At 71.0% G+C, this 14,914-nt stretch carries 12 protein-coding genes and 1 pseudogene; 4 read left to right on the plus strand and 9 right to left on the minus strand.

The features are described 5' to 3' along the window. Nucleotides 1-168 precede the first annotated feature (168 nt). The 5 genes and pseudogenes from ABT288_RS24135 to ABT288_RS24155 all read right to left on the minus strand — a co-directional run bounded on the left by ABT288_RS24135 (nucleotide 169) and on the right by ABT288_RS24155 (nucleotide 3,331). On the minus strand, nucleotides 169-1,071 hold the full coding sequence (locus ABT288_RS24135; RefSeq protein ID WP_351611317.1) for a ribokinase: 903 nt from the start codon (nucleotides 1,069-1,071) through the stop codon (nucleotides 169-171). A 64-nt stretch (nucleotides 1,072-1,135) separates the two neighbouring features. After that, nucleotides 1,136-1,696, minus strand: a pseudogene (locus ABT288_RS24140) (substrate-binding domain-containing protein); the annotation flags it as partial. 2 nt (nucleotides 1,697-1,698) lie between these two features. Further along, the gene (locus tag ABT288_RS24145; RefSeq protein ID WP_351611319.1) at nucleotides 1,699-2,397 is read right to left on the minus strand and encodes an SDR family oxidoreductase; all 699 of its coding nucleotides are present in this window, start codon (nucleotides 2,395-2,397) and stop codon (nucleotides 1,699-1,701) included. Then, a complete protein-coding gene (locus ABT288_RS24150; RefSeq protein WP_351611322.1) occupies nucleotides 2,394-2,837 on the minus strand; it encodes a GNAT family N-acetyltransferase in 444 nt (147 codons plus the stop codon). The genes ABT288_RS24145 and ABT288_RS24150 overlap by 4 nt, the downstream gene beginning before the upstream one ends. Continuing rightward, complete coding sequence (locus ABT288_RS24155; RefSeq protein ID WP_351611325.1) at nucleotides 2,834-3,331, minus strand: aminoacyl-tRNA deacylase; 498 nt, start codon at nucleotides 3,329-3,331, stop codon at nucleotides 2,834-2,836. Before ABT288_RS24155 ends, ABT288_RS24150 begins: the two co-directional genes overlap by 4 nt. Nucleotides 3,332-3,574: 243 nt before the next feature. On the opposite strand from ABT288_RS24155, the gene ABT288_RS24160 reads away from it, so the two are divergent. From ABT288_RS24160 to ABT288_RS24175, 4 genes are all read left to right on the plus strand, one after another. Continuing rightward, nucleotides 3,575-4,303 carry a dienelactone hydrolase family protein gene (locus ABT288_RS24160; protein ID WP_351611328.1) on the plus strand — a complete coding sequence of 243 codons (729 nt, stop codon included), beginning with the start codon at nucleotides 3,575-3,577 and terminating at the stop codon, nucleotides 4,301-4,303. A 203-nt stretch (nucleotides 4,304-4,506) separates the two neighbouring features. After that, entirely contained in the window at nucleotides 4,507-5,079 is a 573-nt protein-coding gene (locus ABT288_RS24165; protein WP_351611331.1) for a dihydrofolate reductase family protein, read from the plus strand. A 78-nt stretch (nucleotides 5,080-5,157) separates the two neighbouring features. Beyond that, a complete protein-coding gene (gene recD2 / locus ABT288_RS24170; protein WP_351611333.1) occupies nucleotides 5,158-7,428 on the plus strand; it encodes an SF1B family DNA helicase RecD2 in 2,271 nt (756 codons plus the stop codon). 197 nt (nucleotides 7,429-7,625) lie between these two features. Then, nucleotides 7,626-8,915, plus strand: coding sequence for a citrate synthase (locus tag ABT288_RS24175; RefSeq protein ID WP_351611335.1), 1,290 nt, complete (start codon nucleotides 7,626-7,628; stop codon nucleotides 8,913-8,915). A gap of 684 nt (nucleotides 8,916-9,599) precedes the next feature. On the opposite strand, the gene ABT288_RS24180 is transcribed toward ABT288_RS24175, so the two are convergent. From ABT288_RS24180 to ABT288_RS24195, 4 genes are all read right to left on the minus strand, one after another. Continuing rightward, nucleotides 9,600-11,870 carry a heavy metal translocating P-type ATPase gene (locus tag ABT288_RS24180; RefSeq protein WP_351611338.1) on the minus strand — a complete coding sequence of 757 codons (2,271 nt, stop codon included), beginning with the start codon at nucleotides 11,868-11,870 and terminating at the stop codon, nucleotides 9,600-9,602. A gap of 91 nt (nucleotides 11,871-11,961) precedes the next feature. Continuing rightward, nucleotides 11,962-12,201: a heavy-metal-associated domain-containing protein gene (locus ABT288_RS24185; protein WP_351611341.1), complete on the minus strand. Its 240-nt coding sequence runs from the start codon at nucleotides 12,199-12,201 to the stop codon at nucleotides 11,962-11,964. An 86-nt stretch (nucleotides 12,202-12,287) separates the two neighbouring features. Continuing rightward, on the minus strand, nucleotides 12,288-13,241 hold the full coding sequence (locus ABT288_RS24190) for a PrsW family glutamic-type intramembrane protease (RefSeq protein ID WP_351611343.1): 954 nt from the start codon (nucleotides 13,239-13,241) through the stop codon (nucleotides 12,288-12,290). Between the two features lie 874 nt (nucleotides 13,242-14,115). Then, on the minus strand, nucleotides 14,116-14,754 hold the full coding sequence (locus ABT288_RS24195; protein WP_351611346.1) for a TetR/AcrR family transcriptional regulator: 639 nt from the start codon (nucleotides 14,752-14,754) through the stop codon (nucleotides 14,116-14,118). Between the last annotated feature and the right edge of the window lie 160 nt (nucleotides 14,755-14,914).

The following is a 14,914-nucleotide window of genomic DNA, read 5'->3' on the forward strand; positions in this document are numbered from 1 at the left end:
GGCGCCGGTCGACGGACCGGCGCCGCCCCCTCGAAGTCGTAACCCGTGCGGACGACCGGCCGTGCGCCTGCCGACCGCTCCTTCAGGCGCTCGTGCGGAACCAGGGACAGCCCGGGGAAAATGGGGCCGGCGCACCGGAGAGGTGGCGGTCGAGGATCCGCGCCTTCTTCACAGCCTCTCGACCTCCTCCGCCGTCGGATACGACTCCTGCGCGCCCCGCTTGGTCACGGCCGCCGCGCCGACCCGGGCCGCGTAGGCCGCCGCCTGTGGCAGATCCGCACCCGTCCCCAGCTGCCAGGCCAGCGCCGCCGTGAACGCGTCCCCGGCACCTGTCGTGTCCACCGCGTCGACCTTCACCGGCGCCACCCGGGTCACCTCCAAGGATTCGCACACCAGCGCCCCTCCCGCCCCCAGCGTCACCACCACCGAGCGCGGACCCTTGGCCAGCAGCAGCCGCGCCCAGTCCGCCGGGTCCTCGCTCACACAGGCCTCGCCGAGGATCACCCGGGCCTCGTGTTCGTTGACGATCAGCGGGTCGCAGGCCGCGAGCACCTCCGTGGGCAGCGGCCTGGGCGGGGACGGGTTCAGCACGAATCGGCTGTCCGGGGACAGGTTCCGTACGACCTCCACGACCGTCTCCAGCGGGATCTCCAGCTGCGCCGACACCACCCGCGAGGCCAGGAACAGGCTGACCGCAGCCCGGATGTCCGCCGGGGTGAGGCGGGCGTTGGCGCCGGGCGACACCACGATGCTGTTGTCCCCGGAGGGGTCCACGGTGATCAGCGCCACACCCGTCGGCACCCCGCCCACCAGCACGCCGACCGTGTCGACACCGGCCGCGTGCAGGGAGTTCAGCAGCAGCCGGCCGTGGCCGTCGTCGCCGACCCGGGCCAGCAGGGCCGTGCTCGCGCCGAGCCGGGCTGCGGCGACCGCCTGGTTGGCGCCCTTGCCGCCCGGGTGGACGGCCAGGTCGCCGCCGAGCACCGTCTCGCCGGCGGCCGGCCGCCGCGCGACATCGATCACCAGGTCGGCGTTGGCCGAACCCACGACCAACAGGTCGTAGTCGTACATCAGTTGACTCCCCTGATTCCCCTGAGAGATGCCCCCGGGCGGGCGGCCGTCACCCATGGTGAACCACCTTCCTGCCCTGGGCCGCCTTCAGCGCGTTGTCCACGGCGATCCTCCCCGACTGTGACGGCTGCTGTACGACCGACGCGTACAGCCTGCCGTTCCGCACCGCCGTCAGCCCGTCCGGGGTACCGTGGCGCCGAATGCCATCCCGTCGTCGGCGGCGAGGACGCCCTGGACGTCGGGGTGGGCCTGGGGCAGGTTCGGCAGAGGCCTTCGGGCCGTTCGCGAAGCCCTGCGCGCGCTACAGGCCTTCGCCGCCGGGCTTCTCGGCGATCGTCTTCGCGGCCGGCTCACCGCCCGCCACGTTGTCGGAGGCCACCAGGGCGTTCACGGCGGCCTTGCTGACGCCCCGGACGACGGCGATCACCGGGATCCTCGCCTTGCCGGCGGCCTTCACCGAGTTGCCCGCCGCGTCGGAGTCCACCGGGCCGACGGCGATCGCGCCCAGGCCGGAACCGGTGAAGTTCTGCGGCTGGCCGGCCTGCTGGGAGGCGTCGTTCCGGGCGTCGGTCACGGGCAGGTCCATGCCCGGCTCCTTCGCCTCGGCCCGGGCACCTGACCGGAGGGTCAGGCCGGGCCCGGACGCCCCAGATCCGCCTTGGCCCGCCGGGTGCGCTCGTCGGCGAGCACTTCCGTGCGGCCGGCCTCGACGGCGTCGAGAGCCTGCGCGGCGATCGACGCCGGCGTGTTCTTGGGCCCGCTGACATGGGCGGCCATGTCCGTGTCGATGTATCCGCAGTGCACCCCGACGACGAGAACACCGCTGTCCCGGAGCTCCTCCCGGATCCCGTTGGTCATGGCCCAGGCGGCGGCCTTGGAGGCGCTGTACGACCCCATCGCCGGGTTGGTGAACCAGCTGGCGATGGACAGCACGTTGACGACGGCGCCGGGCGCGTTGCCGGCGAGCAGGGGCGCGAAGGCACGGCACATGGCGAGCGTGCCGAAGTAGTTGACCTCCATCTCCGTGCGGGCGGCAGCCAGGTCGGGCGCGGCCAGCAGGGGGCTGTCGGTGAGGACCCCGGCGTTGTTGACGAGCAGGGTCAGACCGGAACACGCATCGGCCGCCGCGGCCACCTGGGCGGGATCGGTGACGTCGAGCCGAACCGGAACGACACCGGGCTCCACGACCGACCGCGGGTCGCGGGCCCCGCCGTAGACGCGCCGCGCCCCGCGCTCGAGGAGCATCCGGGCCATCACCCGCCCCAGCCCGCGGTTGGCGCCGGTCACCAGCGCGGTGACGCCCTCGATCCGCACGGACCCGGTCACGAGGTCACCCACTTCAGGTAGGAGGCGGTCTCCCGGAACCCCAGACCGCGATAGAAGCCGGCGGCCCGGCGGGTCGGGACGGTCACTTCGACGTCGTGCGCGTCCTCGGCCCTCGCCTGTACGGCCCGGATGAGCGCGGAACCCGTACCGCGCCCCCGCACGGGCGCGTCGACGGTGAGCTCCAGCACCTCCAGGACGGTCCCGCCGGCGAAGAGGGTGGGCATGCGCAGACCGAGCACGTAACCGGCCACGTACCCGCCCCCGGGCGAGTCGTCCTCGGCGACCAGAAGTTCGGCTCTGCCCGCCGCGGCGGCTTCGAGGACGCGAGGAAAGGTGACGCGGTCGAAGACGTCGCGCTCGGGCCGGTGACTGGTCACGAACCCGCTGAGGAGCCGGTGGATGTCATCGGCGTCGGTGGGTACGGCGGCGCGGATCCTCATACGAGCTCGCCGCCGGGCACGTCTCCGATCGGCGCCGTGACGGCATCCGGTACGGCCGCGACGAGCGCCCCCGCGTCGATCTCGATACTGCTGTCGGCCCGCCCGCTGCCGCAGTACACACGCCCCAGACCGCTCACCGCCTCGTCGAACACCACCAGCGCGGCCCCGTCCGACGACACGGGACACACCCCGCGGGGCCGCATCCCCGCCCGCGCCAGCCGGCCGGCGCCCGCGTGGGACAGGTCGCCACGGCGTATCCCGGCGGCCCGCGCCAGGGGGCCGAACCGCAGCCGTGCGTGACCGGGCAGCGCGGCGAGCAACAGCCGGTCCTCCGGGGTGACGAAGGCCAGGGTCTTCACGGTCCGTGCCGGCGGAACGCCCAGCGCGGCGCACACCTCGACGGGGTCCACCACACCGGCATGCCGATACAGCCGGAAGGCCGCGCCGAGCGCGGTGAGCACGTCCGGCGGCTCCATGGGTGCGGGATCGCTCATGCGGCCAAGATTAGTGGGCGGGACAAGGGAGTTGACCCTGTCGGCACGGGGGCCGCACCACCAGGATTCCCGGCACGGATCTGCCGGTCGCCCTGTCCGCCGCTGTGATAACTTCGGGGCCGCCGTGCATGACTGCGCATTCGAGGAGGTGAGTCCGATCAACACTGTGACGCGTCGGGGCTCCCTTCTCCGCATGGCCTAGGGAGCGCCCGCACAAGGCATCCCGAAAGGCTTGAAACGCTGATGCGCTTCACCTCCCAGACGTCGTCGGACGGCGTCACCGAGCAGTTCTTCACCCTCGACGAGGTCCCCGGCGTGCTCTGGACGCCGGAGGGCGCCCGCGGCCCCCGCCCCCTGATCCTGCTGGGCCACGGCGGCGGGCAGCACAAGACGGCTCCCCATACCGTCTCCCGCGCGCGCCGTTACGCCGCCGGGGGTTTCGCGGTCGTCGCCATCGACGCGCCCCACCACGGCGACCGGCCCAAGGGCGAGGAGTTCGGCCGCATCGCCGCCGACATGCGGGCGGGCATGGCCGCCGGCAAGGCCCCGGGCGCGCTGGTCGCCGGCATGCACAGCTACCTGGCCCCTCAGGCCGTAGCGGACTGGCGGGCGGTTCTGACGGCGGTCCAGCGCCTCGACCAGGTCGGCGCCGGACCGGTGGGCTACTGCGGCATGTCGATGGGCTGCGGCCTGGGCATCCCGCTCATCGCAGCAGAACCCCGGATCCGGGCCGCCGTGCTGGGCCTGCTCGGCGCGCACGGGCTGGCCGAGGACGCCGCCCGGATCACCGTGCCGGTGCAGTTCCTGGTCCAGTGGGACGACCAGATGGTCCCGCGCGACCAGAGCCTGGCGCTGTTCGACGCCCTGGCCTCGACGGAGAAGACACTGCACGCCAACCCCGGCAGGCACGGGGATGTGCCGGCGTTCGAAGTCGACGGCGCCCTGAGCTTCTTCGCCCGACACCTGAACTGACCGACACCGCAGCATCCGACGCGCCGGCCGGGCCCGCTTCCCGGCCGGCGCGTTCGCGACAACTCCGCCCTGGCCTCGCCCCGGCCCCGTACTGCCCCGCACCGAAAACTTTCCTCGCCTTGACAAATAAATTTGTCGGTAGACACTGGAACGGTGCCGGACCCGGCGGCGCACCCGCCCACCGAGAACCCGAGGAGCTCGCCATGCGCACCCTGATCACCAGCGCCTTCATCTCGCTCGACGGCGTCGTGGAGGCCCCCGGCGGCGAACCCGGCTACCGCAACTCCGGATGGACCTTCAAGGACGTGGAGTTCGTCCCCGAGGCGTTCGAGATCAAGGAACGGGAGCAGCGGGAGTCCACCGCGATCCTGCTGGGCCGGGTCAGCTACGAGGCGTTCAGCCCGGTGTGGCCGGACATGCCGGAGTTCGCGCACTACCGGACGATGCCGAAGTACGTCGTCTCCACCACCCTCACCGAGGACAAGCTGGTCTCCAACTGGGGCGAGACCACGATCCTGCGCTCGCTCGACGAGGTCGCCGCCCTGAAGGAGACCGAAGGCGGCCCGATCATCGTGCACGGCAGCGCCGCCCTGAACCAGAGCCTCTCCGACGCCGGTCTGATCGACCGCTACCACCTGCTCGTGTTCCCGCTGCTGCTCGGTGCCGGCAAGCGCTTGTTCAGCACCACGGACAAGGACACCCAGAAGCTGAGGCCGGTCGAGCACGAGGTCTACGGCAACGGCCTGCAGAAGCAGGTCTTCGACGTCGTCCGCTGATCACGGCCCGGGCAACTGCCGGGCCTCGTACGAGCGGTTGCCGGACCCGCTGTCAGAGCCCACCGGTACCGTCGGATCATGGCTCAACAGGCGGGGACCCAGACCGGCGAGCGGCGGCTTGCCGTGCTCGAAGGCGTGCTGGAGAGGATCACGTACGCCAATGAGGAGAACGGCTACACGGTCGCCCGGGTCGACACGGGCAGAGGCGCCGGCGACCTCCTCACGGTGGTCGGCGCGCTGCTCGGCGCCCAGGTCGGGGAGTCCCTGCGAATGGAGGGGCGCTGGGGGTCCCATCCCCAGTACGGCAAGCAGTTCCACGTCGAGAACTACACGACCGTGCTGCCCGCCACCGTCCAGGGCATCCGGCGTTACCTCGGGTCGGGGCTGGTCAAGGGGATCGGGCCGGTCTTCGCCGACCGGATCACCCAGCACTTCGGGCTCGAGACCCTCCGGATCATCGAGGAGGAGCCCAAGCGGCTCATCGAGGTCCCCGGCCTCGGCCCCAAGCGGACCAAGAAGATCGCCGACGCCTGGGAGGAGCAGAAGGCGATCAAGGAGGTCATGCTCTTCCTGCAGACCGTCGAGGTGTCGACGTCCATCGCCGTGCGGATCTACAAGAAGTACGGGGACGCGTCGATCTCCGTCGTGAAGAACCACCCCTACCGCCTCGCCGCCGACGTCTGGGGCATCGGCTTTCTGACCGCCGACAAGATCGCCCAGTCCGTCGGCATCCCGCACGACAGCCCGGAGAGGGTGAAGGCCGGTCTGCAGTACGCCCTGTCCCAGTCCGCCGACCAAGGGCACTGTTTCCTGCCGGAGGAGCGGCTGATCTCCGACGCGGTGAAGCTGCTCGCCGTCGACACCGGGCTGGTCATCGAGTGCCTCGCCGAGCTGGCCGAACCCCCGGAGGACGGCGGCGACCCCGGTGTCGTGCGGGAGAAGGTGCCCGGACCGGACGGTGACGACGCCGAACCCGTCACCGCCGTCTACCTCGTCCCCTTCCACCGTGCCGAGATCTCGCTCTCCTCGCAGTTGCTGCGTCTCCTGCGTACGGACCAGGACCGGATGCCGGCGTTCCACGGCGTCGACTGGGACAAGGCACTCGGCTGGCTGAAGGGCCGTACCGGCGCCGAACTCGCCCCCGAGCAGGAAGCCGCCGTCAAGCTCGCGCTCACCGAGAAGGTCGCCGTCCTCACCGGCGGGCCCGGCTGCGGCAAGTCCTTCACCGTCCGCTCGATCGTGGAGCTGGCCCGGGCCAAGCGGGCCAAGGTGCTGCTCGCCGCCCCCACCGGGCGCGCCGCCAAGCGCCTGGCCGAGCTGACCGGTGCCGAGGCCTCCACCGTGCACCGGCTGCTGGAGCTGAAGCCCGGCGGGGATGCCGCCTATGACCGGGACCGGCCGCTCGACGCCGATCTCGTGGTCGTGGACGAGGCCTCCATGCTCGACCTCCTGCTCGCCAACAAGCTGGTCAAGGCCGTGCCCCCGGGCGCCCATCTCCTCTTCGTCGGGGACGTCGACCAGCTGCCCAGCGTCGGCGCCGGCGAGGTGCTGCGCGACCTGCTGGCCGACGGCAGCCCCATCCCGGCCGTCCGGCTCACCCGGGTCTTCCGGCAGGCCCAGCAGTCCGGCGTGGTGACCAACGCGCACCGGATCAACGCGGGTCAGCATCCCCTCACCGACGGGATGAAGGACTTCTTCCTGTTCGTCGAGGACGACACCGAGGAGGCCGGGCGGCTCACCGTCGACGTCGCCGCCCGGCGGATTCCGGCCCGGTTCGGGCTCGATCCGCGCCGGGATGTGCAGGTCCTCGCGCCGATGCACCGGGGGCCTGCGGGGGCGGGGGCGCTCAATGGGCTGCTCCAGCAGGCCGTCACCCCGGGCCGGCCCGATCTGCCCGAGAAGCGGTTCGGCGGTCGGGTCTTCCGCGTCGGCGACAAGGTGACCCAGATTCGCAACAATTACGAGAAAGGGAAGAACGGTGTCTTCAACGGCACCGTGGGTGTCGTCACCTCGCTCGATCCGGTCGACCAGCGGCTCACGGTGCTGACGGACGAGGACGAGGAGGTTCCGTACGAATTCGACGAACTGGACGAACTGGCCCATGCGTATGCGGTGACCATCCACCGTTCACAGGGAAGTGAATATCCCGCTGTGGTGATCCCCGTCACGACCGGGGCATGGATGATGCTCCAGCGGAACCTGCTGTACACGGCGGTGACCCGCGCCAAACAGCTGGTCGTCCTCGTCGGTTCACGCAAGGCGATCGGACAGGCGGTGCGCACGGTGTCGGCCGGACGGCGGTGCACTGCACTCGACTTCAGGCTTGATCAGCACCATCACGAAAAATGATCGATCAAATGAGTCGTGAAGGTCACAGAGACCTTCCAGATGGGGAGACAAGGGGGCAGGATGAGCAGGTTGGCGGCACTGAGTGCCGCCAATAGGCCCAATGGTCGACCCCGAGTGCACTCTCCTGAGCCAAATGGGGGATGGTAGAGACAGTCAGGGCACCTCGAAGATGAGGCACTACGTCGGTGAGGGAAGACGTGAGCGACAACTCTGTAGTACTGCGGTACGGCGACGGCGAGTACACCTACCCGGTGGTCGACAGCACCGTCGGCGACAAGGGCTTCGACATCGGGAAGCTCCGCGCTCAGACCGGTCTCGTGACTCTGGACAGCGGGTACGGCAACACGGCCGCCTACAAATCCGCGATCACCTACCTCGACGGCGAGGCGGGCATCCTCCGCTACCGCGGCTACCCCATCGAGCAGCTGGCCGAGCGCTCCACCTTCCTCGAGGTGGCGTACCTGCTGATCAACGGCGAGCTGCCCACCGTCGACGAGCTCTCGACGTTCAAGAACGACATCACGCGGCACACCCTGCTGCACGAGGACGTCAAGAACTTCTACAAGGGCTTCCCGCGCGACGCCCACCCGATGGCCATGCTGTCCTCGGTCGTCTCGGCGCTGTCCACCTTCTACCAGGACAGCCACAACCCGTTCGACGAGAAGCAGCGTGACCTCTCCACGATCCGGCTGCTCGCGAAGCTTCCGACGATCGCGGCGTACGCGTACAAGAAGTCGATCGGCCACCCGTTCGTCTACCCGCGCAACGACCTCGGCTACGTCGAGAACTTCCTGCGCATGACCTTCTCGGTCCCGGCGCAGGAGTTCGAGCTGGACCCGGTCGTGGTCTCCGCGCTGGACAAGCTGCTGATCCTGCACGCCGACCACGAGCAGAACTGCTCGACCTCCACGGTCCGCCTGGTCGGTTCCTCGCAGGCCAACATGTTCGCCTCGATCTCGGCCGGCATCAGCGCGCTGTGGGGTCCGCTGCACGGCGGCGCCAACCAGTCCGTGCTGGAGATGCTGGAGGGCATCCAGGCGAACGGCGGCGACGTCGACTCCTTCATCACCAAGGTGAAGAACAAGGAGGACGGCGTCCGTCTGATGGGCTTCGGCCACCGGGTCTACAAGAGCTTCGACCCGCGCGCCAAGATCATCAAGGCCGCCGCGCACGACGTCCTCTCCGCGCTCGGCAAGTCCGACGAGCTGCTGGACATCGCGCTGAAGCTGGAGGAGCACGCGCTCTCCGACGACTACTTCGTCTCGCGCAACCTCTACCCCAACGTCGACTTCTACACCGGCCTGATCTACCGGGCCATGGGCTTCCCGACCGAGATGTTCACGGTCCTGTTCGCCCTGGGCCGCCTGCCGGGCTGGATCGCCCAGTGGACCGAGATGATCAAGGAGCCGGGCTCCCGCATCGGCCGCCCGCGCCAGATCTACACGGGTGTGGAGCTGCGCGACTTCGTGCCGGTCGAGGAGCGCTGACACCTGCCGGTGGGGGCGCCATCCCGGTGGTGCCCTTTGTTCCGGCGGCGTGAGTTCGTTTCTTCCGGGCGCCTGGGGGCGGTGTGCTTCCCCGGCGCCTGACGGACTCGTCGTAGCGGAAGTCGTAGAGCGCAGAGAGAAGCGGAAAGCGGAAGGCGCCCTGAGACGCCGGTCCCCCCACGGGCCGACGACCAGGGCGCCTTCCCATGTCCCGGTGCGGATTCCCCCCACGGGATCCGGCCGGGCGCTCGGAGAGGACAGCGCCTGAATCGCTGTCTTCGAGCAGAATGAGCAAAACTCGTCCTGCTCCAGTGATGCGCTGCGATCTGCCGGGACAACGCACGCTGGGTGGGCCGCTCAAAGCTTCCCGGCGCGCGTGCCCCGGCAACGCACCTCTGAGGAAGTCCCCCAAGACATCCCCAGATGCCAGTCAGCGCCCCCCAAGACGCTGGCCTGACATCGCCAACTTAGACCTTCGAACCCCTTCGATGGTTACGTTCGCATCACTGTGATCTGCGTCTCTTGCATATGTCCCTTAGGTGCGCAAGAGCCCCGGTACGGTGATCGGGGTCCAAGCGTAAGGATGATGCGCGAGCCTTGTGAAGAGCTTATGTGAGGCTCGCGCAGGACTCTAGGGGGTCTCTTACTTCGACTGCGGTGAACCGCCGGTAACCCCACGGGACTTCAGCGGAAGCGGCGCAACCGCAGGCTGTTGGTCACCACGAACACCGAGGAGAAGGCCATCGCGGCGCCGGCGATCATCGGGTTGAGCAGCCCGGCGGCGGCCAGCGGCAGCGCGGCCACGTTGTAGCCGAAGGCCCACACCAGGTTGCCCTTGATGGTGGCCAGCGTCCGCCGGGACAGCCGGATGGCGTCGGCCGCGACCCGCAGATCGCCGCGGACGAGGGTCAGGTCTCCGGCCTCGATCGCCGCGTCCGTGCCGGTGCCCATGGCGAGGCCCAGGTCGGCGGTGGCCAGCGCGGCCGCGTCGTTCACGCCGTCGCCGACCATCGCCACGGCCCGCCCCTCGCGCTGCAGCCGTCGTACGACGTCCACCTTGTCCTCGGGCAGCACCTCGGCGAACACGTCCCCGGAGCCGATGCCGACCGTGCGTGCCACCGCCTCGGCGACCGTGCGGTTGTCCCCCGTGAGCAGCACCGGCCTCAGGCCCAGCGCACGCAGTTCGCGCACCGCCTCGGCGCTGGTCTCCTTGATCGCGTCGGCGACGGCGAGGACCCCGCGGGCCCGCCCGTCCCAGCCCGCCACGACGGCCGTACGGCCCTCCTGCTCCGCCTCGCGCGCCGCGCGGGCCAGCTCCTGCGGCAGCTCGTCGTACAGGCGCCCCACGGCCACCTCACGGCCGTCCACGCGCCCGCGTACGCCCCGTCCGGGGACGTTCTCGAAGTGCTCCACCGGCGGGAGCGCGCCGGTCCGTTCCTCGGCTCCGGCGGCGATCGCGCGGGCGACGGGGTGCTCGGAGGCGTGCTCCAGGGCGCCGGCGAGCCGCAGCAGCTCCTTCTCGTCCTCGCCGTCGGCGGCGTACACCGTCTGGAGGGTCATCCGGCCGGTGGTGACGGTGCCGGTCTTGTCCAGGACGACCGTGTCGACGCGGCGGGTGGACTCCAGTACCTCGGGGCCCTTGATCAGGATGCCGAGCTGTGCGCCGCGGCCGGTGCCGACCATCAGCGCGGTCGGCGTGGCCAGGCCCAGCGCGCAGGGGCAGGCGATGATCAGGACGGCGACGGCGGCGGTGAAGGCGGCGACCGTGTCCCCGGTGACGGCCAGCCAGACCGCGAAGGTGCCGACCGCGACGAGGATGACGACCGGGACGAAGACCGCCGAGATCCGGTCGGCGAGCCGCTGCACCTCGGCCTTGCCGTTCTGCGCGTCCTCCACCAGCTTCGCCATCCGGGCGAGCTGGGTGTCGGCGCCGACCCGGGCCGCCTCGACGACCAGCCGGCCGCCCGCGTTGACGGTGGCGCCGGTGACCCGGTCGCCCGGGCCGACGTCCACCGGCACCGACTCGCCGGTCAGCATCGAGGCGTCCACCGCGGAGACGCCCTCGACCACCGTGCCGTCGGCGGCGATCTTCTCGCCGGGCCGCACGACGAACCGGTCGCCCACGGCCAGGTCCGCCACCGGAACCCGCACCTCACGGCCCTCCCGCAGCACCGCCACGTCCTTGGCGCCCAGCTCCATCAGGGCCCGCAGGGCCGCGCCCGCGCGCCGCTTGGAGCGGGCCTCCAGATAGCGCCCGAGCAGGATCAGGGCGACGACTCCGGCGGCGACCTCCAGGTAGATGGTGGAGGCGCCGTCCATGCGCGAGACGGTCAGGCGGAACTCGTCGTGCATGCCGGGCATGCCCGCGTCACCGAAGAACAGCGCCCACAGCGACCAGCCGAACGCGGCGAGCGTGCCGACCGACACCAGGGTGTCCATGGTGGCCGCGCCGTGCCGGAGGTTGGTCCAGGCGGCCCGGTGGAAGGGGGCGCCGCCCCAGACGACGACCGGCGCGGCGAGGGTCAGGGAGAGCCACTGCCAGTTGTCGAACTGCAGCGAAGGGACCATCGCGAGCAGCACCACGGGCGCGGCGAGCAGCGCGGAGACGAGCAGGCGGTGCCGCAGGGCGCCGAGTTCGGGGTCCTGCCCGGGGGCCTGGGCGGACGCCTCGGGCTCGGGCTCCGGTGGTGCCGGCTCCTCGGCGGTGTACCCCGTCTTCTCCACGGTGGCGATCAGGTCGGTGACCTGGACACCGGTGCCGTACGTGACCTTCGCCTTCTCGGTCGCGAAGTTGACGGTGGCGCTGACGCCCTCCATCCGGTTGAGCTTCCTCTCCACCCGGGCGGCGCAGGAGGCGCAGGTCATCCCGCCGATGAGCAGCTCCACCTCGGAGGTCTCCCCCGTGGCTGTGGCCGTCTCCGCGGTTATGGCTGTCTCTTCGGTGGTGCTGGTCATGTCCGGACTCCAGGCATCGGACCGGACCGTACGGAGCCAGTATCAGCTGGTCGGCACGACCCGATCGGGAAATGGGGGAGTGGAGGGGCGATCAGGCCTTGCCGGCCAGCTCGAAGCCGGCCTCGTCAACGGCGGCGCGCACGGCCTCGTCGTCCAGCGGGGCCTGGGAGACCACGGTCACCTCGCCGGTGGACGCGACGGCCTTCACCGAGCTGACGCCGGGGACCCGGGAGATCTCGCCGGAGACGGAGCCCTCGCAGTGGCCACAGCTCATGCCGGTCACCTTGTAGACGGTGGTGACGGAGCCGGGGGTGTCGGTGTGGGCGCTCATGTCGTTACTCCTCGTCGAGGCGTGTGGGGCCAGTGGGGCCCGCGAGGGAACCCCACGCTCTCCACACTATACCCCTAGGGGGTACCTCACCAAGAGGGGTCCCGGCGTGCCAGCGCCCGCATCCAGCCGACCCCCGCCAGGGTCACCAGCGCCAGCCCGCCGACCGAGAACAGGGTGAACAGGTGCTCCTGCGCGGCGCTCGGCCGGACGAGGTAGCCCGGTGCGAACAGCTGCCCCTCCGCTGCGGTGCCGGTCAGCCGGGCGACGACCCAGAGGGCGACGCCGTGCGTGGCGTCCCCGAGCGCGTGCAGCAGGGACACGCCGAGGCAGGTGCCGACGACCGGCGCGGAGAGGCGGAAGTACCCGTTCAGACGGCGGCGGGACAGCAGTACGCCGCCGGCGATCGCGGTCCACAGTCCGTGCCCGGAGGGGGTGAGCAGCCCGCGCAGCAGTTCCGTCTCCAGCAGGGTGCGCAGATCGACGCCCTCGGCGGAGGCGGACACGCTGGAGAGGGCCGCGCCGAAGGCGTACCCGGCGCTCTCCAGGGCGGCGAAGCCGAAGCCGACGGCCGCGCCGAGCGCCAGTCCGGCGCGCATCCCGCGAACGGCCGGCTGCCGGCGCAGCACGAACACCAGCGCCCCGAGCTTGGCGGCCTCCTCGAGCAGGCCGACGACGACGGACGTCCCCGGCGAGGGGCGCACCAGGTTCGACTCCGTGAGCGAGGCGCCGAGCACGCCGAGGGTCCCACCGGCCAGAAAGCAGCCGAGGATCGCGCTGACGCCCAGGTCACGGCCGTGCCGCTCGTACGCCCACAGCACGAAGACGACCGGTACGAGAAGGCTGCCGAGCAGAATCAGCGTCGGCAGCAGCGCGCTGTTCCGCGTCTCGTACGTGACCCATGCGATCAGCACCCACATGGCGAGCCCCCCACCCAGACAGCGCCGCCACAGGCCCGCGGCGATGCGCGGGTACGGCGGTGGCGGCTGCTGTGGGCCGGGGATACGGGCCTTGGGCGTGCCGGGAGGCGGGAAGTGACTCACGGGGGTCCCCTCGGACAGCGGCTGGACGAGGCGATCTATCCGCACTCTAGGCAGATGTGCCGGGGGGCGCAGTCCGGGTGGGCTCGTGGGGGCATGGGGTTCGGGGCGGGGGGAGCTGGGCGGCTTGGCCGACTGGGCCGGCTTGGCTGGGCCAGCTGGTGTGGGTGGGGCAGCTGTGCTTGGTGGGGTTCGGGCGTCCTCGTCTCCGTCCCGTCTCCGTGTGGGCTTCCTCGGAGCCGTCTGCCTGCGGGGGCCTGGGGTGGTGTGGGTCCCGCTTCCTCGGGGGTGCCGGGGGTGCCGAGGGTGCCCGGGTCCGGGGTCCCGGGGGCGTCTGTGTCATGGGGGCTCTCGGGGCGCCCACGCCCGTGGGTGCTCGAGGCTGTCTGCGTCCGGGGGCTGCGGGGCCGTCCAGCGTCCGGGGCTCCCGGGCGGCAGACGTCCGTTGGCTTTCCGGGGCGCGGGCGCCCGGCCGCTCCGCTTCCCGGGCTTGCCGCCTCCAGGGCTCCTGGGGTCGTCGGTGTCTTGGCGGTCCTGGGGCCGCCGGCACCCTGGGTGGCTGTGGGGCCGCCGGCACCCTGGGTGGCTGTGGGGCTGTCGGCGCATGATCGGCTCCGGGGGGCGTCCCGCGCGGCCGTTCGACGTCCTCGGATCGCCCCCTCGGTCGGGTCGGTTTCCGTGGATCGCCTCGACCGGGGTGGCTTCCCGGGGTTGCGCCGGTGGCTGGTTTCCCCGGGCTCCGGCTGGTTGGCTGCCTGGGGGGTATCCCCGGTCGGTTGGCTTCCCTGGGACTTCCCCGGGGTTGGCTCATCTTGGGCACCCCCCGGTCGGTTGGCTCACCTTGGGCACCCCCGGTCGGTCGGCCCACGGATCACCCTCAGCCGAGCCGGTCGCCCACCAGTGGCTGCAGGTAGCGGACCAGGACGTCCTTGATCTCCTGGACATAGGCCGCGCGTTCGGTGCCCTCGTGGGCGAGGACCAGTTCGAGGCCGGACTTGTAGATACCGAGGCAGATGTGCGCCGTGCGGGTGACGTCGGCCGGGGTGGCCCTGGGCATGAGGCTGGTGAGCAGGTCCTCGATCCGGCCGATCAGCGTGGCGTGCAGCTGGTCGTGCGTCTCGGCCATCCGGCCCGGGATGTCGGGACCGTGCATCAGCGCGAAGAACACCGGGTGCTCGGTGTTGAAGGCCATGAACCGGTCGATGGTGGAACCGATGGCCTTCTCCAGCGGGGTGGCGGGGTCGACGGGGGCCAGTGCCTCGCCGTAGGTCTCCTGCATCTCGTGGACGAGCCGGTCGCCCAGCTCGATCGCGATCGCCTCCTTGTTCGGGAAGAACTGGTAGAGCGTGCCCGGCGAGACGCCGGCCTCGCGGGCGATGGCGTTGGTGCTGGCGGCGGTGTAGCCGGTGGTGCAGAAGACGCGTGCGGCCGCTTCGAGCAGTTGGGCGATACGGCGCTCCCCGCGGGCCTGCCGGCGGCGCGGCTGCTCCTTCTGTGTCTGCGGGTTGTCGGGCACGCGTTATCCCCAGCTCTCCGAACGTGATTGACAAACGCGAGTGGTCGCTCGCATTCTGGAGAAACGCGAGCGATCTCTCGTGTTTGCCAGTCTATTGGCAATGAGCGACTCATGCTGCCTGCCTGCACAGACGTGGGTCACGGTGAAGGGGACACCGCAC

It is taken from the genome of Streptomyces sp. NPDC001093 (assembly GCF_040298985.1).
GTDB lineage: Bacteria > Actinomycetota > Actinomycetes > Streptomycetales > Streptomycetaceae > Streptomyces.

What these genes read in the sequence shown, in the direction of transcription:
- ABT288_RS24135 (WP_351611317.1), bottom strand. Translation starts at nt 1,071, where the DNA reads ATGTACGACTACGACCTGTTGGTCGTGGGTTCGGCCAACGCCGACCTG.
- ABT288_RS24150 (WP_351611322.1), bottom strand. Translation starts at nt 2,837, where the DNA reads ATGAGGATCCGCGCCGCCGTACCCACCGACGCCGATGACATCCACCGG.
- ABT288_RS24155 (WP_351611325.1), bottom strand. Translation starts at nt 3,331, where the DNA reads ATGAGCGATCCCGCACCCATGGAGCCGCCGGACGTGCTCACCGCGCTC.
- ABT288_RS24160 (WP_351611328.1), top strand. Translation starts at nt 3,575, where the DNA reads ATGCGCTTCACCTCCCAGACGTCGTCGGACGGCGTCACCGAGCAGTTC.
- ABT288_RS24165 (WP_351611331.1), top strand. Translation starts at nt 4,507, where the DNA reads ATGCGCACCCTGATCACCAGCGCCTTCATCTCGCTCGACGGCGTCGTG.
- recD2 (WP_351611333.1), top strand. Translation starts at nt 5,158, where the DNA reads ATGGCTCAACAGGCGGGGACCCAGACCGGCGAGCGGCGGCTTGCCGTG.
- ABT288_RS24180 (WP_351611338.1), bottom strand. Translation starts at nt 11,870, where the DNA reads ATGACCAGCACCACCGAAGAGACAGCCATAACCGCGGAGACGGCCACA.
- ABT288_RS24185 (WP_351611341.1), bottom strand. Translation starts at nt 12,201, where the DNA reads ATGAGCGCCCACACCGACACCCCCGGCTCCGTCACCACCGTCTACAAG.